Source organism: Herminiimonas sp. GW821-FHT09C12 (assembly GCF_059416385.1).
Genome location: NZ_JBWKPC010000001.1, coordinates 1,275,938 through 1,298,839 on the forward strand (window position 1 = coordinate 1,275,938; position 22,902 = coordinate 1,298,839).

A 22,902-nucleotide genomic window follows, 5' to 3' on the forward strand; every position below is an offset into this window, starting at 1 on the left:
AGCAAAAAACCTGCCAGACGTAACAAAAATGTGGTTTGATAGTTCTTCGTTGCTTTACCACCTTACTTCGGCCGACTCCACAGAATGCTGTCCCCTTTAGAACTTACGCTCCTCTTGCTTGCGGCTGCGGTATTGGGCGTGGTTGCCTTCCGCATGATGCACCTGCCACCCATGCTGGGTTATCTGGTCGTCGGCATCGTGATCGGGCCGCACACGCTTGGGTGGGCGGAAGATAATGCCACCACGCATGCCTTGGGTGAATTCGGCGTCGTGTTCTTGATGTTCTCCATCGGGCTGGAGTTTTCTCTGCCCAAACTCTTATCGATGCGACGTACGGTGTTCGGCCTTGGCATGGCGCAAGTGCTGCTGACGATTGCAGCGACCATGGTATTTGGCTGGCTGGTGGCCCATCTATCGGCACGCCTGAGCGGCATTAGCTGGCAGGCGGCGCTGGCAATAGGCGGCGCGCTGGCGATGTCGTCCACGGCGATAGTGTCCAAATTGTTGACCGAGCGGCTGGAGCTGGAAAGCCAGCATGGGCGGCGCATTATCGGTATCTTGCTGTTTCAGGATTTGGCGGTCGTGCCTTTGCTGATCCTGATTCCGGCGCTGGCCAATCCGCAAGGCGACTTGATGACCACCTTGCTGTGGGCGACGTTAAAAGCGGGAATTGTCTTGTTCCTGCTGTTGTTTATTGGTCATAAATTGATACGCAGCTGGTTCCGTATCGTGGTCAAACGTCGCTCGCAAGAACTGTTCATGCTGAATCTGCTGCTGATTACGCTGGGTGCTGCGTGGATTACCGAAATGGCTGGTTTGTCGCTGGCCTTGGGTGCATTTGTCGCCGGCATGTTGATTTCCGAAACTGAATACAAGCATCAGGTGGAAGAAGACATCAAATCCTTCCGCGATGTGTTGCTGGGTTTGTTCTTTATTACTATAGGCATGCTGTTGAATGTGCGCCTGGTAATTGAGTATTGGTGGCTGGTGCTGCTCTTGCTGAGTGGCGCAGTATTGTTGAAATTCGGTCTGATTGCCTTGCTGGCCCGATGCTTTGGCGCGCCGGTTGGTGTGGCGCTACGGACGGGTTTGATCTTGGCGCAGGCAGGTGAATTTGGATTTGTCTTGCTGAATCAGGTCGGAGGTTTGGATCTGGTGGAGCCGCTGATTATTCAGTTGATACTGGCTTCCATGGTGTTATCGATGCTGGCAGCGCCCATCATCATCGCTAAATCCGATGCGATCGTGATGAAGCTGTCCGCCAATGAATGGATGGTGCAGTCTCTGGCATTGACGCAGATTGCAACCCGTACGATGGCAACGCAGCAGCATGTGATCATTGCCGGTTTCGGTCGCAGCGGCCAAAGCCTGGCCAAATTGCTGGAAGCCGAGGGCATTACTTATCAGGCGCTGGATCTCGATCCCGATCGTGTGAGCGAAGCGCAGGCGGCTGGTGCCAATGTGTCTTACGGCGATGCTGGTCGGCGCGAAAGTCTGGTGGCGGCCGGTATCAATCGTGCCGCAGCATTAGTGGTGACTTATGCCAGTACACCATCCGCGTTAAAAGTATTGCATCACATGCATGATTTGGCGCCGAACTTGCCGGTGATTGTGCGTAGCTACGACGATACGGATCTGGATAAATTGCGTGCGGCAGGCGCGACGGAAGTAGTGCCAGAGGCGTTGGAAGGCAGCTTGATGCTGGCTTCACATGCGATGCTGACGCTGGGCGTACCTTTGCGTCGTGTGGTGCATCGCGTGCAAGCGGCGCGGAGTGAGCGCTACGCAACTTTGCGCGGCTTCTTCCACGGCAGCAGCGATGTGTCGGACGCGGCTGAGCATTTGCAGGTACGTCTGCATTCGGTGGCACTGACTGACAGCGTCAAGGCAGTAGGTAAAATGCTCGCTGATCTGAAGTTGGAAGAGCTGGATGTCGAAGTGACTGCCGTGCGACGCGGCAAAGATCGCGTGAATGTAACGCCAGAAATGGTCCTGATGGCAGGTGACACCATCGTCTTGCGCGGTGCCGTAGAAGAGCTGGCACGGGCTGAAAGCCGCCTCTTGAAATCTTGAAGAGCGCCGGTTGTGGTTGACGGTCTGCATGTGAAGACGGAAAATTGCCAACCCGCAATGCGCCTTGATGGTCGTGGGCGGACAGAGTGATGCTGATCCGGCAATATGTGGTTTTCCCGAGATTGAATATTTCTCTTGTTTTCAGGTGGTGATTTGAGCGTTTCCCTAGGTAATTCCTCCCGTTCCTTATTTGATTCGCCCGATTCCGTGCGCGATTCTGCGAGCGTGCCTGTTGCCAATGCTCTCCCACTGTATGTCGATCTTGACGGCACACTGACTTATACCGATTTATTGTTTGAATCGGTGCTGCTGTTAATCAAGCGCAATCCTCTTTATCTCTTACTCTGCGTGGTTTGGTTGCTGCAAGGGCGCGGCTATCTGAAAGCGCAAATCGCCCAACGCATCAAGCTTGATGTATCGCTGTTGCCATATAACGACACATTGCTCGCCTATTTGCAGCAGCAACACGTCGCCGGCCGGCGCTTGATTCTGGCCAGCGCATCCGATCGCAGTTTGGTGCAACAGGTGGCTGATTATCTCGGCATCTTCGATGCGGTATTGGGCAGTGATGAAACGACTAATCTGAAATCTGCTGCCAAGCTGCGTGCCATTGAAGAAGATGCCGGGGAACAGGGTTTTGCTTACGCAGGTAACAGTTCTGCCGATCTGGCAGTCTGGGCACGCGCAACGGAAGTGATCGTCGTCAATGCACCGTCTAGCATAGTGCGTCGTGCCGAGCAATTGAAAGCGCCATCACTCATCATTCCGGCGCGACCTTTCAAATGGCGTCTGTTGGTCAAGGCGCTGCGCCTGCATCAATGGGCCAAGAATGTCTTGCTGTTCATTCCTTTGCTGGCTGCGCATGATTTTATCGGCGCATGGTGGTTGTCCACTTTATTGGCATTCATAGCCTTTGGCATGTGCGCATCGGCGACTTATATCGTCAACGATTTATTCGATTTGGCATCGGATCGTGCGCATCCGCGCAAGCGGGCACGGCCTTTTGCAGCGGCAACCTTGTCGATACCATTCGGTATCGTGTTGATTGCAGTCCTGTTGCCGCTTTCTTTGTGGCTGGCGGCTGAAATTTCCCTGCTCTTCTTTAGTTTGATGGTGCTGTATGTGGTGGTAACGCTGCTGTATTCCGCGCGCCTGAAGCAGGTGGCGATTGTGGATGTGTTGGTGCTGGCCTTGCTGTATACGCATCGTATTCTGGCGGGTGGTGTGGTCAGCGCGGTCATGATTTCCAACTGGTTGTTGGCGGTTTCCTTGTTCATGTTTCTCAGTCTGGCTTTGGTCAAACGCTGTGCCGAGTTGGAGTTCATGAGTGGCGATGGACATGTCTCATTGGCTGGGCGCGGTTATCGCACCAGCGATTTGCCGTATTTGATGGCGATGGGTGTCGCCAGTGGTTTTGTGGCGGTGATGTTGCTGGCTTTGTATATAGATAGCCAGATTGGCGACGCGATGTATCTGCATGTCGAGTTGCTATGGTTGATCTTGCCGGTCGTGCTGTTCTGGATCATGCGTTTGTGGCTGAAAATCTCGCGCAAGGAAATTCATGACGATCCACTGCTGTTTGCGATTACTGACCGCACCAGTTGGGCGGTTGCCATCATCATTGGTTGTATTGCCTGGGCGGCGACACTGAAGGGAATTGCATGAGTCAGGTTGGCGCATTGGGACTCGCATTTTTTTGCGTATGTTTAACCGCATTGGCGCAAGTGCTGTTGAAGATGGGCATGTCTTCGTCCGCAATACAGCAGGCAATGGCGAGTGATATGCGTTCTGTCTTTTGGCTGGCATTGAGCAGTCCGCTGATCTGGGGCGGTATGCTGTGTTTCGGCGCGAGTGCAGGATTGTGGTTGCTGGTGCTGGGTAAGCTGGAAGTCAGTATGGCTTACCCTTTGATTTCGCTTGGCGTGGTACTGACCACAGTGGCAGGAATCTTCATATTGGGTGAGTCGGTTAGCATTTATAAAGTGCTGGGCGTGGCCTTGATCATTACAGGTGTACTCATCCTGTCGGTAAAGAACTAAGGAATCTGGAATGAATTTGAACTCAACGCGTTCGCTATACGCCGGCGCTGATCCGGTACGTGCGCGGCAAGTCTTTCGATGGACATTTGTCATCACCTTGTTGATCAAGCTGTGGTTGGCTGCCTATTTCCCGATGACGGGTGATGAGGCGTTTTTCTATCAGTGGGGTGTATTTCCTGATTGGGGTTATTCAGATCATCCACCTATGGTGGGCTGGTTGCTGTTTGTATTGAACAGTTTTTCTGATCATCCTTTATCGCTGCGTTTTTTCACGGTCTTGCTGTGGAGTTTGATCGCCTTGGGCATGGTTGATCTGTTGCGCCGTATCTCGCCGTATCAGGAAGGTGCTGCGTACTGGCTGGGCACTTTATTCCTGCTGCTGCCATTCACGCTGTTGCTGAATATTGTTACGACCGATACGCCACTGATTTTCTTTATGTTCCTGTCCGGCTATTGCTTCATACGCGGCAATTTGTCTGGCAAAACCTGGTGGTATGTCGCGACCGGTATCTTCCTTGGTTGTGCGTTACTGTCCAAATACTTTGCAGGCTTGCTGGCAATTGCCTACTTTGTTTATCTGTGTCGCTCGCGTCGTGGCTGGGTTAACCTGATCATCATCGCCTTGTGTTCAGCACCATTGTTTGCCATCACCGTGGTATTCAATGCGCATAACTGCTGGTCCAATGTGATGTTCAATATGATCAATCGCAACGAGAATGCAGAGTGGTCGCTGTATACGGTAGGTCAATATCTGTTGATGATGGTTTATCTGATCACGCCTTGGGTCTTCATCAAGCTGTTGCGCTCGGCCGGGATGATGGCGCAGCGTGGTGCGATTGTCGTGTTGTTCCTGGTACCTTTCGCTTTGTTCCTGTTGCTGTCTATGGAAAAAACCATAGGCTTGCATTGGGTACTAGGCTTTATGCCTTTCCTGTTTTTGTTCATCGGCACCAGCAGCAACGCGGAAGATTTGCGTAAGTATGCCAAGTGGACTGCCTGGTTCTCGGTGCCGCACTTTTTGTTTCTGGCAGCGATCATTCTGCTGCCGATCACAATGTGGAAAGATTACGCCTTGCATGACGACATCGTGTTTCACAAGGAAGCAAAAGCGATAGTCGCCACTTTGCGCAAGGACTTGCCAGCTGGTGGTCTCATCATGACGCGTGCTTACACACCAGCGGCCTTGCTGTCTTATCACGCAGGAGAATACTTGCCGACATTTGGTCAGGGTAAGTTCCACGCACGCCAAGACGATTTGCATGTCGACTTCAAGGAATATGCGGGTAAGACTATTCGTATTTTTGATCGCCGTGCGATTAATCCAGATGATCTGGCGCCGTATTTTTCATCCGTGACTGTGCATACGATGCAGGTGGATGGCGTGACCTTCTGGTATGCAGATGGCAAGGATTTCAACTATGAGGTGTATCGTGAACGTATCTTGAAGACGGTTGCTGATAAATATTATCGGATACCGTCATTCTTGCCGGTCTACGGATGTGGTTTCCTCGAGCGTTACGATTTGCCTAGACCTAAGTAATTTTTGATGTGCGCAGGTAGTCGTTCTCGCAGTTTTTACTGAACTCAACGAAGGCTGGTGACTATGAAAAAAAGGACACTGGCTTTTCTTGTTGCGACGACCTTATTGGGCGGGTTGATAGGATGCGCTCCGTTGACGGTCATCAATGCGCTGACTACCTCGAGCAGCTACGACAAGAAGGCCGACATTGCCTTTGGTAGTGATTCACGTCAGCGGCTTGATGTTTATACGCCGCACAATCTAAGCGGACTGGCCCCGGTTGTCGTGTTTTTCTACGGCGGAAGTTGGAATTCGGGCAATCGTGGCGACTATGCGTTTGTCGGTGAAGCCTTGGCATCGCGTGGCATCGTGGCAGTGGTCGCCGATTACCGTTTGTATCCGCAAGTGCGCTATCCAGATTTCATCGATGACGCTGCACTTGCCGTCGCGTGGACAATCAAGGATATCAATCGTTTTGGCGGTGACCCCAAACGGATATTCGTCATGGGACATAGTGCTGGCGCTTACAACGCGGCCATGGTTGCCTTGGACCCACGCTGGTTGGGCAAGCTTGATTTGAAAACCAATGAATTGCGCGGCTGGATCGGATTGGCCGGGCCGTACGATTTTATTCCTATCGAAAATCCGGATGTGCGGCCAGTCTTCTTTTATCCAGAAACGCCGCCTGAGTCACAGCCGATTAATCATGTGACTGCCAATGCACCACCAGCATTATTGATTGCATCACACGACGACAAGATTGTTAATCCGTTGCGTAATACGGCCGGGATGGCGAATAAATTGCGCGCCTCAGGTGATGTTGTGACGGAGTTGTATTTTGATAAAACGAGTCACGCCAGCTTGATCGCAACAATGGCTTGGCCTTTACGCGGTCTTGCACCGTTGCTGGATAATGTCGAGCAGTTCGTCAAGTCGGATGGCCGACGTGAAAAGTATGCAAGACAAGAAAAATAGATTTTGCAGTAAGCTTTAGATGATGTTGCCGGAGTCGGAGCAATCCCTTCCGGCATTTTTCATGATGATCAGGACAGTTGGAAAAAATGGAAATCTTTGAACGCATACTCGGCATTATTTTGCCGGTCTTTATCATCATTGCGCTTGGTTACGGCTATGCCCGTTTGCGTGGTGACTCGGTTCGCTCCGACATGACGGCGGTTAATCGCGTCAGCATGGATGTCTTGTGCCCGCTATTGGTTTTCACTGCATTGGCGGCCAAGGATTTCGATCTGGCACATAACGGCACCTTGATTCTGGCGGGTGCCCTGATTTCATTGGGCTCGGGTTTGCTGGCGTGGCCGGTGGCGCGCATGTTCGGTTATGACGTACGCAGCTTTGTACCGCCGATGATGTACAACAATTGCGGCAATATGGGTTTGCCTTTGGCGGTGCTGGCGTTTGGTGCATCAGCGCTTGGCTCTGCCGTCGCTTTATTCATGGCCTGCAATCTGGTGTATTTTTCAATCGGCATCAAGATCATAGAAAGTGGTCGTGGCGATCATAATGGGGTGCGCGTCTCGCCGTGGAAATTCCTCGCCAATCCGATGATGATTTCAATGATTATCGGTATGGCGTTTGCGATTGTGCATGTGCCTTTGCCTGCACCCTTGTTCATCGCGATGAAGATGTTGGGCGATTCATGCATACCGCTGATGTTGTTTGCGCTCGGTGTGCGCATGATGGACGTTAGCTTCAAGAGCTGGCATATCGGCCTGGTCGGTGCTGCAGTTTGTCCGATTGCCGGTTTGGTCATCGCGTGGGTATTGGATCACGTGTTCACTTTGAATCCAGAGCAACGCGGACAAATGTTCTTGTTCGCTTCGTTGCCGCCAGCTGTGTTTTGCTTCATGGTGGCGGAACAATACAAGCAGGAGCCGGATAAGGTGGCATCGATAGTCTTGCTGGGTAATCTGGCGGCATTGGTCTTTGTACCGATCGGCTTGTGGATGGGGCTGCCGAAGTAGGGCGACGGCGCTGCAACATAAAAGCGAACCGGAGTTCGCTTTTATGTTGCAGCTTGCCTTACCAGCTTGCCCGTAATCCGACGAGTAATCCCAGATTGGTCTGTTTCGAGTTGAACTCACCTTGTACATCGGCAAAGAGCGCCAGTCGCTCGCTCGGTTTACCAGCGATCGTTAGCCCCGCAATCAGCGCATCGCGCGGCAGGTCCACGCCATAGGTTGTGAAGGTAGCCGCTGGCGACCCCTGTAGTTGCACCGACATACCCTTGTTGATATCGCCGAACTCATGTGACCAGATTGCGCGCGGTTGCAGACTGATCCCGTTCAGATCGAAGAGTGCCTTGGCGCCGAACAATGTTTTGGTCGACGTCGTGCCTTGCGCCTCTGCTTGCAGATTCAATGCACCCGCGCCGGTCTCGGTGAAGCCATCGGCCTTGCTATACGTAAGAGCAAGACCTGCCAATGGCTGCAGCGTCCATGTCGCTTGCGGCAGGTCATAAGTGAGTTCGCCATAGGCGGCAACGGTCCTGCTGTCGAAGCGCGAATTTGCAGTGCGATCCAGCGCTCCGATCTGAATGCGGCGCTGCATGTTGTTGGCATTGTGTGCCAGCGTCAGGTTGCCGTTGACGCTCCAAGGTCCGTTCGAGTAACTTGCATAGATGGCGGCGGCATTGCCGCGTGACTTACCGGTTTCTTCCAAAGTGGTGCGCACATCGGCATTGCCGTGACTGAGCGCGGCACCGACCACCAGATCATCCCTTACCCGCATGTCGAAGCCGGCACTGATACCAGCTTCTTTGATACGGGTACCCGCAGCATTGCCATCGCTATCAGTATTCTGATCTGTCCCATAGCCGCGCAGCCAGAAGCCGTGCTGAGTGTTCTCCACCGGAATGCCGCCCGCCAGAGTAAATTTCCCGCTCCCTGCCTGAGCCAGTTGGGGCATCAGATCGCCAATGCGATCATTGGCTGCCAGTTGCATGCCGTTGACCGATTGCGCCGACGCTGCCACCCCGACTGCATTCAAGCGCGACTGCACCTGATTGCCCAGTCCGGTTGAGAAGGATGCTCCGGCCCGGCGCAGCGCGACCAGACCGGCGCCGCCGATGCGGTCATAGGCGGCCGGCGCCTGCGCGGCAGACAGATTGTTGATCGCATCGAGCGCGGTACTCATGTCGCCCGCAGCATCGCCGGCGGCCAGTTGCAAGGCAGTGGCTGCCGCCCGCTGGTTGCGGGTGCGCGCCACGTCGGCATACCCCAAGTCGTTGCGCGTCAGGCTCAGGGTGACGTTGTTCGTATCGTAGGAAAGGGTAGGTGTCAGGAACGCCAGCGTGGAAGACACCTCGGAAAAGCGCGTCCCGTCGAACCCGCCGGCCGCGTTGAGGATGGTATAGCGCGTACTGGTGGAATAGTTGCCGGTGACCGGCAACGCCATGACGCCACCATTGAGCCGCGCTGTCCCCGATACGTAGACGCGATCGCTGTTGCCGGCGGCATCGGTTTCTACGCGATAGACGGCACCGGGCGCAAAGGTCAGGTCGCCATTCACTCTTAGCGTGCCGATGGAATTGCCCGGTGCTAGCGTACCGCCGCTCTCCACGTTGACGCTTCCCACCATACCGCTGCCGCCCAGCGTGGCACCGTCGAGAACGGTGGTGGCAGAGGCGAGTGCGCCGTTGACCGAGAGCGTGCCGGCGGCGACCGTAGTCGCGCCGGTGTAGGTGTTGATGCCCGATAGCGTCAGGGTGCCGGTGCCTTGCTTGATCAGTGCCGCGCCTGTGCCGCCGGCCAGGCCACCATCGGCGATGATGCCGGAGACTTCGGTGCTGGCGTTATTGGCACCCACGGTGAGCGTATTGCCGCCCAGCGCATAGCGGCCACTGCCGGCGATGGAGCCGGCGCTCAGGCGATCATCGCCCGCGGGGCCGCCACTGTCCGAGAAGTCGACGGTACCGCTATTGCTGATCGCCAGTGCGGCGGCGGATGCGTCGTTCTGGAACACCAAGGTGGCAGCGTTGTTTACCGGCCCCGAGCCCAGCGCCCCGTCGTGCCCCGCCACCAGCGTGCCGGCTTCGATGGACGTGCCGCCCGTATAGTTGTTGGCGCCGTTCAGCACCAGCGTGCCGGCGCCCAGCTTGGCCAAGCTGCCCGGACCGGTCAGGGCATCGCCCACCCGGAAGACATTGCCGGCGTCGGCGATGTCCAGGCCGCCACCCGAGGCGCCCAGCACGATGGCGCGGGGCAGGACCTGCAGGCTGGTGCCGGTAATGCGTAGCGCGCCGCCGTCCAGCGTCACGGCCTGGCCGACCGCGCCCAGATTGGCGTCGGCGCTGACCGACAGGGTGCCGCCCTGGACCCAGGTGCCGCCGGAATAGATGTTGGTGCCGTTCAGCACCAGCGTGCCGGCGCCGGTCTTGGCCAGGCCGTTGACACCCGCCAACGTGTTGTCGACGGTGGCGGTGTAGCTCGCACTGCTGCTGCCGATGTCGCCCACGCGCACTTCCACCGGGCCGGCCGGGGCGGCGCCGGGAGTCAATGTCAGCACGTCCCCCACCAGGTGATAGCCGTCGCTGGTGAATTGCAGGGCGGTGGCCTGCACGGTGCCCTGCCCGCTGTCGATAGTGACGGTACCTGGCGTGCCGGCAAAAACGGCCATGCCGGGTTGCGGGAACATCGCGCCGGTGGTTGTGCCGTTTATGTCAGCCCAGACCGGCGAGGTCGTGGACCAGACACCCGAGCCGCCGCCGAACTGGCCTGGGGCGGCCAAGCCGTTGGCGTTCCAGTAATTCAAGGGATTCACCCCCTGGACGCTCATATAGATTCGCCGGTCAGCGGAGCTGTCGAACAGGGTTGCCTGGCCCGCGGGCAATGACACCTGAGGGTTGAGAAAGCTTCCCAGTGAGCCATATTCGACCAGTGTGTACAACCCGGAAGCATAACCGCCCGCATCGGTGATGCGTACTGTCGCGCCGCCAAAGGACGCGTTGCCGGTGACTCGCAGTGCGCTGGCGGCGTTTTGGGGGGTGCCCAGGCCGACTTGTAACGTACTGCCTGTCTGCATGGCCAGGTCGCCATCGATGGTCAAAGGACCGGTGGCGCCGTTCGCGCCTCCCGAGACGAGCGTGCCGCCGGCTTGGATGGTGGTGGTGCCCACCGTGCCATAGCCGCCCAGCCGGGCGCCGTTGCGGACTTGCACCCCGCTGGCAAGCTTGGCCGACGCATTGGCCAGCGTGCCACCGACCAGCAGCGTGCCGGCCCGTACGTCGGTGGTGCCACCGTAGGTATTGACGCCGTTGAGCGTCAATACGCCCGCCCCATCCTTGGCCACCGCGCCATTGCCAGAGATGACCCCGGCGTAGGTCACGGCGTCGCTGCGGTTGAAAACGACGCTGGTGTTGTTGACGATGTTGCCGCGGACCGATCCGGTTGTACCGCCCGCGCCGATGTTCAAGATGCCCAGGCTGGTGGAGACGTTATTGGTCACGGCGACATCGCCGGTGACCAGGATATCGTTGTCCGCGGACAGCGTGAGGGAAGCCGCATCCACATTGCCGCTGATCGTGAGGGCTCCCGCGGCGGTCAGGCTGGCGTCGTTAGTTGCGTCCAGCCGAGCGACCGTCAGTGCGCCCGACGATTGCACCTGCACGTTGTAGCCCGTCAGGGAAACCGCGCCGCCGAAGCTGTTGCCGGCGTTGGTAAGGAATAAGTTGCCGGAGCTGGCGTCGATGGCCGTTGTGCCGGTTACCTGCATTGCGCCGAGCTGGAACAAGGACCTCTGGTTGCTCAGCGACAAATTGCCTCCTACCTGAATCGCATTCAATAGGTTGATCTGGTTGTTGCCCGTCAAAGCAAGATCCCCCGTCGACGAGGCGGTCAGCGCATTGGCGCTCAGTTGGCCCGTGACGCGGATATCCATATCGGATTGCAGCGACAGGGTGCCACTGGCCGCGTCCAGCGTGCCGCTGGACGCGATGCTGCCGCCTTGTGCGGTCAGGGCAATGTTCTGAGCGGTGATGGTGCCCGTATTGCTGATCACGGGCGTGGTCAGCGAGGCCTGCGTGCGTACCGTGCTGGCCTGCAGCAGAACGGTGCCGTTGGTCGCGGTCAGCGTGCCGGCGTTCAGGACCTTGGGCGTGGCGCCAGCCGCGCCAGTGGTGTCGGCCAGGGGCGCAGTGATCGAGAAGGCGGACGGCGAGGAGCCGGTGGAGTCGGCGATCAGTCTGGAGCCGCTGATCAGGGTGATGCGGTTCGCGGTGATCTGGCCGCTCGTCTCATTCGAGACCGTCGGCCCGGACAGGTCGACGCTGCCCGACGCCGAAATAGTGCCCGCGTTGCTGACCCCTCCCTGGCTTTGCCCATCGGTCAATTGCAGTATCGCGCCAGGGGGCGCCATCAGCCCCAGGCTGGTCAACAGGACGGCCTGGGCCCCTATGATGGTGCCGGTGGACTGCACTTGCAGCCCGTACACGTTGGATACGGCCAGCAGGGCGCTGCCCTGGATCGTTCCTGCAAGGGCGCTGGCTTGGGCACCTCCCACCGTATTCAACAGCAAGGAGCCGGCGGTCGGCTGACGGATATTCAGCGAGTAGCCTTGGGCGACGTCAAAGGATGCCCACTGTATCGCCGTGGCCGCGGCGCCGGGCGTCGTGACATTGATGAGCAAGTCGGTTAGTTGGGGCTGGGCATTGCCGCTGCCTATCAACCACGTGCCGTTGATGGGCAGATTATTGGCGGCCCAGCCCGGCGCCAGCGGTATTGCCGACATCAGCACGACGAGGCAGGTGGCTGCCTTGGCGCTGCCGGATTTGCTCCTGCTGCGCGTATGTTCGGATGCCACCTGCCAGACGCCCAGGCTGCGATTGAAGATGGAGCGGTAGCAGCGGTTCATGTGGTGTTCTCCATTCCCGAAATAGGTGTTTGCACGCTGCACTGGCCGCACAAAAGACAGGCATCTTCCTCGAAAGGATGGCGGATGTAAATACTACAAATACAGTAGATGGATGACCGTTATCCGCGGATGCCACGTCGGGCGCCGATGTCGGGGCGAAAAAAAAGCGAACTGAAGTTCGCTTTTTTTGGGGAGGTACTAACGACTAGGTCGTTGTTTTTTTCTGCTTCAACAACGGCGCTAGATATTTGCCGGTAAAGCTGGCTGGATTTTTCGCCAGATCTTCCGGTGTGCCGGTGCCGATCACCTGACCGCCGCCTGCGCCGCCTTCCGGTCCCATATCGATCAACCAGTCAGCTGTTTTGATCACATCCAGATTGTGTTCGATGATCACGACAGTATTGCCTTGGTCGCGCAAACGATGGATCACTTTTAGCAGCAAATCGATATCGTGGAAATGCAAACCAGTGGTTGGCTCGTCCAAAATGTAGAGCGTACGGCCGGTGTCGCGTTTGGATAATTCCAGCGACAGTTTGACGCGTTGTGCTTCGCCGCCGGACAAGGTGGTTGCGCTTTGGCCGAGGCGAATATAACCGAGGCCCACGTCCAGCAGGGTTTGCAGTTTGCGCGCAATAACCGGCACAGGTTTGAAGAAGACGTGCGCTTCTTCCACCGTCATGCTCAGCACTTCGGTGATGCTCTTTCCTTTGTATTGAATCTCCAGCGTCTCGCGGTTGTAGCGATTGCCGTGGCAGACATCGCAGGGCACATAAACGTCCGGCAAGAAGTGCATCTCAACCTTGATCACGCCATCGCCTTGACATGCTTCGCAACGACCGCCTTTGACGTTGAAGGAGAAACGTCCGGCTGAATAGCCGCGCTCTTTCGATGTTGGAACCGTCGCAAACAAATCGCGGATAGGTGTGAACAGACCGGTGTAGGTTGCAGGGTTCGAGCGTGGCGTACGGCCGATAGGCGCTTGATCGACGGAGATGACTTTGTCGAAATGTTCAAAACCGCTGATCGATTCATGTGCTGCCGGTTCTGCTTGCGAACCGTACAGATGGCGCGATGCCGCGTGATACAGCGTGTCGTTGACCAGTGTCGATTTGCCGGAACCGGATACACCAGTGACGCAAGTCAGCAAGCCGACCGGCAATTCCAGTGTGACGTTTTTCAGGTTGTTGCCGGTTGCGCCGGTAATCACAAACTGCTTCTTCGGATTGATCGGTGTACGTTTCTTCGGCACAGCAATGCCGAGCGTGCCGTTCAGATATTGCGCGGTCAGTGATGTCTTGCTTTTGAGGATGTCTTTCAGTGTGCCTTCGGCTATGACTTCACCGCCGTGCACGCCTGCGCCTATACCCATATCGACGACGTAATCGGCACAACGAATTGCATCTTCATCGTGTTCGACGACCAATACGCTATTGCCAATGTCGCGCAAATGCTTGAGTGTTTCGATCAGTCTGTCGTTGTCGCGCTGATGCAAACCGATGGACGGTTCATCGAGTACGTACATAACGCCAGTCAGGCCGGAGCCGATTTGCGAGGCGAGACGAATACGCTGCGCTTCACCGCCGGACAGCGTATCGGCGCTGCGTTCCAGTGACAGATAATCGAGACCGACGTTGTTGAGGAACTTCAGGCGCGAAACGATTTCCTTGACGATACGATCAGCGATTTCTTTCTTCGCGCCGGTCAGTGTCAGTGTTTCAAAGAATTCCAGGGTCTGACGCAAAGGTGTAGCCGCGACTTCATAGATGGCGCGCTTCTGTGCGCCATTGCCGACCAGAACATTGCGTGCTTCGACGCGCAGGCGCGCGCCGTTGCAGCTTGGGCATTCTTTTTCATTGATGAACTTGGCCAGCTCTTCTTTTACGGCCATCGAATCGGTTTCGCGATAACGACGTTGCAGATTGTTCACGACGCCTTCGAACTCATGTTCACGAATAACGGTGCGGCCTTTTTCGTTGACGTAGGTGAACGGAATCTTTTGTTTGCCTGAGCCGAACAACACAGCTTGCTGTGCTGCTTCCGGCAGTTTTTCAAACGGTACGTCGATATCGAATTTGTAGAACTCCGCCAGATTCGACAACATCTGGAAGTAGAACTGATTGCGTCTATCCCAACCTTTTACCGCGCCACTAGCGAGCGACAGGTTAGGGAAGGCAACGATACGTTTCGGATCGAAGAATTCAATGTGGCCGAGACCGTCGCACTCCGGGCACGCGCCCATAGGATTGTTGAACGAGAACAGGCGCGGTTCAAGCTCTTGCAACGCGTAGCCGCAAATCGGGCAGGCGAATTTGTTTGAATACAGATGCTCGACGCCGGTATCCATTTCCAATACCAGTGCGCGGCCTTCGGCCAGGCGCAATGCGGTCTCGAAACTTTCTGCCAGACGTTGCTTGATATCGGCTTTGACCTTGATGCGGTCGATGACGACATCAATCGTGTGTTTCTCCGCCTTCTTCAGCTTAGGCAGATCATCGACGTCGTAAGTTTTTGCCGCTGCGGTGCCGCTCTGCACGCGGAATCGGACAAAACCTTGCGCCTGCATTTGCTCGAACAGATCGACGTGCTCACCTTTGCGATTGGCGACGACAGGCGCCATGATCATCAGCTTGGTGTCTTCCGGCATCGCCAGTACTGCATCGACCATTTGCGAAACTGATTGTGCGGCTAGCGGATTCTCTGGATGGTCGGGGCAATATGGTGTGCCGACGCGTGCGTACAGCAGACGCAGATAATCGTGGATCTCGGTGACGGTGCCGACGGTGGAACGCGGATTGTGCGAGGTGGCTTTTTGCTCGATGGAAATCGCCGGCGACAAGCCTTCGATCAAATCGACATCGGGTTTTTCCATCAGTTGCAAGAACTGGCGCGCATACGAAGACAGCGATTCAACGTAACGACGCTGACCTTCGGCGTACAGCGTATCGAACGCGAGCGACGACTTGCCGGAGCCGGACAAGCCGGTGATCACGATCAGTTTGTTGCGCGGCAAATCCAGATTGATGTTCTTGAGGTTGTGCGTACGCGCACCTCGGATACGAATCTCGTCCATTCACTCTTTCAGCTAGGCTTTTCCGACAGATTCCGGCCTTTTTTGAAGGTCGGGAGCGGGTTAAAACGGGTCAACCTGCTACTATAGCGGGTTTTAAAGCGGGCCGTTAAACCGCTTCTTGTTCTATTTCCCTGCTTACATGTCATCCAATTCATCAAACGACGTCAGTTCCGGTATGACTCGCACCGAAATCCGCGCCAGCACCTCGCTTGCGTCGATTTTTGCGTTGCGGATGCTGGGGCTGTTCCTGATCCTGCCGGTCTTTTCCGTTCATGCAAAAAGCTTGCCGGGCGGAGAGAGCGCGACTCTGGTCGGTTTGGCAATGGGGATTTACGGCTTGACGCAGTCTTTCGGGCAAATTCCGTTTGGCATTGCTTCTGATAAATACGGCCGCAAGCGTATTATCGTCATCGGGTTGGTCCTGTTTGCGCTGGGTTCTTTCATTGCTGCTGCGGCCGACAATATCGTCTGGGTCATCATCGGACGCGCGGTGCAGGGCGCGGGAGCGATCTCCGCTGCGGTCACTGCATTTATTGCCGATTCGACCAGAGAAGAACATCGCACCAAGGCGATGGCGATGGTTGGTGGCTCGATCGGGCTGACCTTCGCTGGTTCTCTGGTGATTTCACCTCTGCTTTATCAGGCTATCGGCATGGGGGGTATTTTCGCGCTGACGGGTGGTTTATCGGTGCTGGCGATTTTTGTCGTTCTATATATAGTTCCTGCCGCGCCAGCTTTGCCGCCGAATCGTGTGTCAATACGCGAGATTTTGGCAAATGGCGAGTTGATGCGCTTGAACTACGGTGTGTTTGCCTTGCATCTGACGCAAATGGCGATGTTTGTCGTGATGCCGTCAGCCTTGATCCGCTTCGGCCATCTGCCGCTTGCCGAACACTGGAAAATCTATTTGCCGGTGGTGCTGGTTTCTTTCATCTTGATGTTGCCACCTATCTTTATTGGTGAAAAACGCGGCAAGTCCAAGCAAGTGTTTGTCGGCGCGATTGCTTTATTATTAATGGTTCAAATCGGCATGTGGCTGGTGTTGTCACAAACACAGGCACATTGGACATGGCTGATAGGCTTGTTGCTGGCCTTTTTTATCGCATTCAACATTCTGGAGGCGAGCCAGCCTTCTTTGGTATCGCGCATCGCGCCGCCAGGCAGCAAGGGCGCTGCATTGGGCGTCTATAACACCTTGCAGGCACTCGGTTTGTTTTGCGGTGGCGCATTGGGTGGCTGGCTGACGCAACATGTTAGCGGTGCATCTGTCTTTGTTTTGGGTTCAGTATTAACGGTGGCGTGGCTTATAATTGCTGCCAATATGAAAAACGTACCGCGCCGCAGCCAGGTTCAGGCTGCCGTAGTTTAATCGGAGAAATATCTAATGGCATCAGTCAACAAAGTCATCATCGTCGGCAATCTGGGTCGCGATCCTGAAACACGCTATATGCCTAACGGCGAAGCGGTGACCAACGTGGCCGTGGCGACGACAGAAAGCTGGAAAGACAAAAACAGCGGTGACAAAAAAGAAATTACCGAATGGCATCGCATCACCTTCTATCGCAAACTGGCAGAAATCGCCGGTCAATACCTGAAAAAAGGTTCGTCGGTCTATATCGAAGGCCGTTTGCAAACACGCAAGTGGACAGATAAAGACGGCGTTGAGCGTTACACAACAGAAATCATTGCTGACACGATGCAAATGCTGGGCGGTCGTCCAGGCGCAGGTGGCGGCGGTGGCGCTCCGATGGATGATGATTACGGTAGCAGCGCACCAGCGCCGCGTCAGAGTTCGGGCGGTGGCAGCAGCGCACCACGTCCAGCTGCTAAGCCAGCCGCATCCAATTTCAACGATATGGATGACGACATTCCGTTCTAATCGATACCTGGTTCTGTAAAGTAAAAAGCCCCTGTCAGACTCATATCTGACAGGGGCTTTTTACTGGCCTCACGAAAGCGTCAGTGTTCATTGCTGGCGCTTTTTTTCTCCGCTCACTGCATCGAAGTTAATCGCGCCGACATGTATTGCAACATTTTATTTGCGGCGCTTGATAGCTTGCGGCCGCTACGTGTAATCAAATGCGCTTCGGCATTTTCCATGATGGGGTGCTTGACCGGAATAAGGAATAATTCACCGGCGGCAAGTTCACTGGCGACGACGAAGGATGGTAAAAATGTCACGCCCATTTGCAGGCGGACAAACTGCCGCAAAATGTAGAAGGAATTGGTGGTCAGGTTCGGCTTGAGGCGGATTTTCTCCGTTTGTTCGACCAGTTGCAGGATCTGGCGCAGGCCGAAGGTCGTATGGTTGAGCGCCATCGGATACGGCAGGAAGTCCTTGATTTCAAACGGGCCTGGCTTGTGCAATAGAGGGAAGTCGGGGCCGACCACGGCGTAGATGGGTTGCCTGCTGTACTTGCGTGAAACGATCTTGCTATCAGGCGGAGGATTCATGATCAGGCCCATATCCGCCTCATCCTCGCTGACTCTGCGCATGATTTCGTTGGTGCCTCCGACATCGAGTACTACCGAAATATCCTTGTAGTCCGCACCAAATTTTGCCAGTGGCCCAGCCATCATATCGGACACAAATCCTTCTCCGAGAACGATGCGGATAGTGCCCTTGCGCAGGCCCCGGAGTTCTTGCAGTTCCGCCAGGACATCCGCTTTGTGAGAGTGCTGTTCGCGAAAATATTGCGACAAGAGCTTGCCCGCTTCAGTCGGCTTGATGCCTCTTGTGTGACGTTCAATGAGGGCTATCCCTAGCTCCTCTTCGAGCAGTGCCACTTGCCGACTGACTGCCGAGGGCGCTATGTTGAGTGCATCTGCGGCCGCACGCATGGTGCCGCGCTGGATCGATTCGAACAGATAAACTAGACGTGCTTCATTGAGTGTTTCGTACATACTGGCGACTTCCGCATTCTAATAATTAGAATGGATTTCATGATCCATTGCGATTCATTATAGATCAGAATCTCGGCATAATCAGCGCCTGCTCAGAGCGGCTGATGCAATCTTTTTTAGAAAAAATTAAGAGGCGAGACGATGGAAAAAGCAATTGAAGTAGGTGGAATGCCAGGCGGCAACAGTCTTCCTCGCTTTGTGAAATTGTATGTTTGCGCGGCCATTATTTTGGTCATTGCCGAGTTGATCGGTTCTTTTACGTTCAATATTGGCCCCGGTAAGGTGGTCTTGTTGCCTATGATTTGGGCCTTGCTGATCGGCGCCATATTGGGGCTGTCCAAAAACGTACTTCCGGCTCCCTTGCGTATCGATACCGTGATGCAATTTGACGCGGCCAAAATTCTGCAGCCGGCGCTGTTGCTGTTTGTTGCCAAGCTCGGTTTGTTGGTTGGCTCATCCTTGCCGCAGATCGTGGAATCGGGCTGGGCTTTGGTGTTTCAGGAGTTCGGACATTTTGTCGGCACGATACTGATTGGTTTGCCCCTGGCTTTGCTGCTGGGCATCAAGCGCGAGGCTATCGGCGCGACGTTTTCCGTCGGGCGTGAACCGAGTCTGGCCATCATCGGTGAGAAGTACGGTATGGATTCTCCAGAGGGGCGCGGGGTATTGGCAGAATATCTGACCGGTACAGTGTTTGGCGCGCTGTTCATTGCAGTGTTGGCGGGTTTCATCGCCAGTTTGAATATCTTTCATCCGGTTGCCCTGGCAATGGGTTCCGGCGTCGGTTCTGGCAGCATGATGGCGGCCGCGTCGGGTGCTATCGCCGCGCAACAAACACCTGAGATGGCCAAGCAAGTCATGACCTTTGCTGCAGCCAGCAATCTCATCACTACCACCATCGGTACTTACTTCACACTGTTCATCTCGCTGCCACTGGCAGTGTGGGGATATCGCGTGCTGGAGCCGATACTTGGTCGCACCACGACAGCATCCGTTACGCAAAAAGAAACTGCCGTTGAGCATGTTGTAGATCACGGCGGCGTGCTTGGTCCTGTCGGTATCTGTTTCGCTTGGGCGCTGTCTGGCGGCTTGACCTTGATAGGCGACTGGATCGCCCATGGCAGTAATCCGATTGCAGCGTTGCCTGGGATGTTGATTGTTTTATTTGCAGTGATGGTCGGAGTGTTAGCGAATAAATCTTTCGGTAAGAAAATCCCCGCCGTGTGCTGGGTGTCGCTGATCGCCATGCTTCTGACGGCTCCGATCTGTCCGTGGGCGCAGCAGATTGCAGAGTTGACCGGCAAAATTAGCTTCCTCGCATTCATCACACCGATGCTGACTTTTGCTGGCCTTTCCATCGCAAAGGATATTCCGGCGTTTCGTCGTCTCGGTTGGCGCATCGTCGTGGTGTCCTTCGCGGCGAATGCAGGAACCTTCCTCGGTGCCACGGTAATCGCGCAGTTCTTCCACCACTGAACACATCTATTAATAGATTGAAGAAAAGGTAAAAAATGTCTCTGGATAAGAATCTCATCGCAGACATGATCAAGTGGCGACACACTTTTCATGCCTCTCCGGAATTGGCTTTCGAAGAGCTTTCAACTGCCAAGCTGGTTGCCTCGGTTTTACGTGAAAATGGTATTGCTGTTGAAGAAGGTGTCGGTCGTACTGGCGTAGTTGGAACGCTGAAACGTGGTGAGGGACCAACAATTGGCTTGCGGGCTGACATGGATGCGCTTCCGCTCTCGGAAAAAAACGACTTTGCCCACAAATCCCAGCACGAAGGGAAGATGCACGCCTGTGGTCATGACGGTCATACTGCAATGTTGCTCGGTGCTGCAGTGGCACTCAGCAAAAATACCGAGTGGACTGGCACGATTAACTTCATCTTCCAACCGGCCGAAGAAGCTGCTGGCGGCGGCCGGGTCATGATCGAAGACGGCTTGTTTGAACGTTTCCCATGCGACATGGTGTTTGGTATGCATAACTGGCCTGGCGTGCCGATGGGACGTTTCGCCATCAATCACGGGCCGATGATGGCATCTTTCGATACGTTTGAAATCACCATTCAGGGTGTCGGCAGCCATGCCGCGATGCCGGAGCGCAGTATCGATTCGCTGGTTTGTGCCAGCCAGTTGGTGCTGGCTCTGCAAACCATTGTTAGCCGTCGCTTGCCACCTCAGGAGACTGCGGTTGTTAGTGTCACGCAAATTCATGGTGGTGAAGCCTGGAATGTATTGCCCGACACGGCAGTCATCCGCGGCACTGTACGTTGTTTTTCTGCGGGTACTCAGCAGCGTATTCATGATCTGCTGACAGAGATTAGCAGCGGCATCGCGCAATCCAACGGTGCAAGCGCAACGGTGTCTTACCGTTATGCCTATCCAGCGACGATTAACTCTCATAACGAGACCGATATCGCCATTCGTGCTGCGAGCGCGGTGGTTGGAAAGGATAAAGTCGATTGGGATTGTGTACCGTCGATGGCGTCGGAAGACTTTTCTTTTATGCTCAATTGCAAGCCAGGTGCTTATATATGGATGGGTGTCGATCGCGACGCAACGATCCCTTTGCACAATCCGCATTATGATTTCAATGACGATACTATCGAACTCGGGGCATCGTTCTGGATCGAACTGGTGCGCGATGTGATGGGCACGACCGCCGATGCCAGCGTAACAGCTGCAGTTGCCGCGTAATTACTTTACTTGAGACGGAAACAGCATGGCGATCAGCGTATTCGAACTGTTCAAGATTGGTATTGGTCCCTCCAGCTCTCATACTGTGGGACCAATGCGGGCGGCAGCCACCTTTGCCAACGGTTTGAAAGAGAACGGCCTGCTGGATTCCACGCACAGTATTAAGGCTGAGTTGTTTGGCTCACTGGGTGCGACCGGAAAAGGTCATGGTAGTGACAAGGCGGTGCTGCTCGGACTGATGGGTGAAGCTCCTGATCTAGTCGAGATAGACACGATCGCGGCCAAGCTTGCCCAGATCCGCAACAGCGGCAGTATCAAGCTGCTGGGAGAGCGAGAAGTCGCTTTCATTGAAAAAGAACACTTGCTGTTCTACCGGCGGCGCATATTGCCGTATCACACCAACGGCATGTGTTTCACTGCCTACGATGCGAATCAGGCTGAACTTGTCAGCAAAGTGTATTACTCGATCGGTGGCGGCTTTGTCGTCAATGAAAACGCGGCCGCACAAGACCGCCTGGTGCCAGACAGCACGAATCAGCCTTATCCATTTCATAGCGGCGCAGACCTGTTGCGGCTGTGCGAAGCCAACAAAATCTCGATCAGCCAACTGATGATGGAGAACGAAAAAGTTTGGCGTTCCGAAGAAGAGATTCGCAGCGGCCTGCTAAACATTTGGCATGTGATGCAGGATTGCGTCACGCGCGGTTGCGAGCAGGAAGGTGTCTTGCCTGGGCCGATGCAGGTTCGACGTCGTGCAGCTGCTTTGCATCAGAGGTTGCTGACGCAGGCGGAAAGTGGTTTGAGTGATCCTCTGACTACTCTTGATTGGGTCAATCTATACGCACTCGCGGTGAATGAAGAAAACGCCACGGGCGGCCGTGTTGTCACCGCGCCGACCAACGGAGCGGCTGGCATCATTCCAGCGGTGCTGCACTACTACCACCGTTTTGTGCCGGGAGCGAACGACGATGGCATCGTACGTTTTTTGCTGACCGCAGCAGCGATTGGCATTCTGTACAAAGAGAACGCTTCGATCTCCGGGGCGGAAGTCGGCTGCCAGGGCGAGGTCGGGGTGGCATGCTCGATGGCTGCAGGAGGCTTGGCGGAAGTAATGGGCGGTACACCCGAGCAAGTTGAGAACGCTGCCGAAATCGGTATGGAGCACAACCTCGGCCTGACCTGCGATCCGATTGGCGGACTGGTGCAGGTGCCATGTATCGAGCGTAACGCAATGGGCTCGGTCAAAGCCATCAATGCAGTGCGCATGTCCTTGCACGGCGACGGGCGCCATTTTGTGTCGCTTGATAATGTGATTAAAACGATGCGCGAGACCGGCGCAGACATGAAAACGAAGTACAAGGAAACATCACGCGGCGGCCTTGCGGTCAATGTGATCGAATGCTGAAGGGATTCTCTGAATAGCCGCGTATGTGAAACTACCGTTTTAATATCTGCCCGCACTAAATGTATCAATAAAAATGCGAAGCTCTCTCTGAGGCTTCGCATTTTTTGTTTGGACCGTCAAAAATAATCTTCCAGTTCGTGGCTCATCACGCGTCGCCCGCATGCGTCTTGAGCTTGCTTGATCAGAGCGGGGCTTATCGTGAAGAACAGTTCGTGTTTTTCAAATACTGATTTCGACAATGAGTTGTTCGTTGTTGAACAAGATCGCATCACTCTTCTCTCCTAGTATCGCTAAATCAAATCAGTGACGCACATTCTGGTTTGTTT

The 22,902-nt window shown here is 55.2% G+C and carries 14 protein-coding genes; 11 read left to right on the forward strand and 3 right to left on the reverse strand.

Translation table 11 applies throughout. The features are described from left to right. The first annotated feature begins 84 nt into the window (after positions 1 to 84). The 6 genes from AC07N2_RS06075 to AC07N2_RS06100 all read left to right on the forward strand — a co-directional run bounded on the left by AC07N2_RS06075 (position 85) and on the right by AC07N2_RS06100 (position 7,613). Positions 85 to 2,073 carry a cation:proton antiporter domain-containing protein gene (locus AC07N2_RS06075; protein WP_494777438.1) on the forward strand — a complete coding sequence of 663 codons (1,989 nt, stop codon included), beginning with the start codon at positions 85 to 87 and terminating at the stop codon, positions 2,071 to 2,073. Between the two features lie 153 nt (positions 2,074 to 2,226). Beyond that, positions 2,227 to 3,738, forward strand: a complete 1,512-nt coding sequence (locus tag AC07N2_RS06080; RefSeq protein ID WP_494777439.1) for a UbiA family prenyltransferase — start codon at positions 2,227 to 2,229, stop codon at positions 3,736 to 3,738. Then, positions 3,735 to 4,112 (forward strand): EamA family transporter, encoded by a 378-nt coding sequence (locus tag AC07N2_RS06085; protein WP_494777440.1) that lies wholly within the window; start codon positions 3,735 to 3,737, stop codon positions 4,110 to 4,112. Before AC07N2_RS06080 ends, AC07N2_RS06085 begins: the two co-directional genes overlap by 4 nt. Positions 4,113 to 4,122: 10 nt before the next feature. Beyond that, positions 4,123 to 5,652, forward strand: coding sequence for an ArnT family glycosyltransferase (locus tag AC07N2_RS06090; RefSeq protein ID WP_494777441.1), 1,530 nt, complete (start codon positions 4,123 to 4,125; stop codon positions 5,650 to 5,652). A 63-nt stretch (positions 5,653 to 5,715) separates the two neighbouring features. Continuing rightward, complete coding sequence (locus AC07N2_RS06095) at positions 5,716 to 6,606, forward strand: alpha/beta hydrolase (protein ID WP_494777442.1); 891 nt, start codon at positions 5,716 to 5,718, stop codon at positions 6,604 to 6,606. A gap of 86 nt (positions 6,607 to 6,692) precedes the next feature. Further along, a complete protein-coding gene (locus tag AC07N2_RS06100) occupies positions 6,693 to 7,613 on the forward strand; it encodes an AEC family transporter (RefSeq protein ID WP_494777443.1) in 921 nt (306 codons plus the stop codon). Between the two features lie 58 nt (positions 7,614 to 7,671). Here the strand turns inward: AC07N2_RS06100 and AC07N2_RS06105 are convergent, their stop codons facing one another. Then, complete coding sequence (locus AC07N2_RS06105; RefSeq protein ID WP_494777444.1) at positions 7,672 to 12,498, reverse strand: autotransporter domain-containing protein; 4,827 nt, start codon at positions 12,496 to 12,498, stop codon at positions 7,672 to 7,674. Between the two features lie 205 nt (positions 12,499 to 12,703). Further along, positions 12,704 to 15,568 (reverse strand): excinuclease ABC subunit UvrA, encoded by a 2,865-nt coding sequence (uvrA, locus tag AC07N2_RS06110; RefSeq protein WP_494777445.1) that lies wholly within the window; start codon positions 15,566 to 15,568, stop codon positions 12,704 to 12,706. A gap of 175 nt (positions 15,569 to 15,743) precedes the next feature. On the opposite strand from uvrA, the gene AC07N2_RS06115 reads away from it, so the two are divergent. After that, on the forward strand, positions 15,744 to 16,937 hold the full coding sequence (locus AC07N2_RS06115; RefSeq protein ID WP_494777446.1) for an MFS transporter: 1,194 nt from the start codon (positions 15,744 to 15,746) through the stop codon (positions 16,935 to 16,937). Between the two features lie 15 nt (positions 16,938 to 16,952). Then, the gene (gene ssb, locus AC07N2_RS06120; protein ID WP_076593092.1) at positions 16,953 to 17,447 is read left to right on the forward strand and encodes a single-stranded DNA-binding protein; all 495 of its coding nucleotides are present in this window, start codon (positions 16,953 to 16,955) and stop codon (positions 17,445 to 17,447) included. Between the two features lie 113 nt (positions 17,448 to 17,560). Here ssb and AC07N2_RS06125 read toward each other — a convergent pair whose 3' ends face one another. Further along, complete coding sequence (locus tag AC07N2_RS06125) at positions 17,561 to 18,472, reverse strand: LysR family transcriptional regulator (protein WP_494777447.1); 912 nt, start codon at positions 18,470 to 18,472, stop codon at positions 17,561 to 17,563. 141 nt (positions 18,473 to 18,613) lie between these two features. Here AC07N2_RS06125 and AC07N2_RS06130 point away from each other — a divergent pair, with 141 nt between their 5' ends. Genes AC07N2_RS06130 through AC07N2_RS06140 form a run of 3 tightly spaced genes read left to right on the forward strand, consistent with a single transcriptional unit; the run spans position 18,614 to position 22,576 of the window. Then, positions 18,614 to 19,948: a DUF3100 domain-containing protein gene (locus tag AC07N2_RS06130; protein ID WP_494777448.1), complete on the forward strand. Its 1,335-nt coding sequence runs from the start codon at positions 18,614 to 18,616 to the stop codon at positions 19,946 to 19,948. A gap of 35 nt (positions 19,949 to 19,983) precedes the next feature. Then, positions 19,984 to 21,171, forward strand: a complete 1,188-nt coding sequence (locus AC07N2_RS06135; protein WP_494777449.1) for a M20 aminoacylase family protein — start codon at positions 19,984 to 19,986, stop codon at positions 21,169 to 21,171. Positions 21,172 to 21,196: 25 nt separating this feature from the next. Next, complete coding sequence (locus AC07N2_RS06140; protein WP_494777450.1) at positions 21,197 to 22,576, forward strand: L-serine ammonia-lyase; 1,380 nt, start codon at positions 21,197 to 21,199, stop codon at positions 22,574 to 22,576. Positions 22,577 to 22,902: the final 326 nt, after the last annotated feature.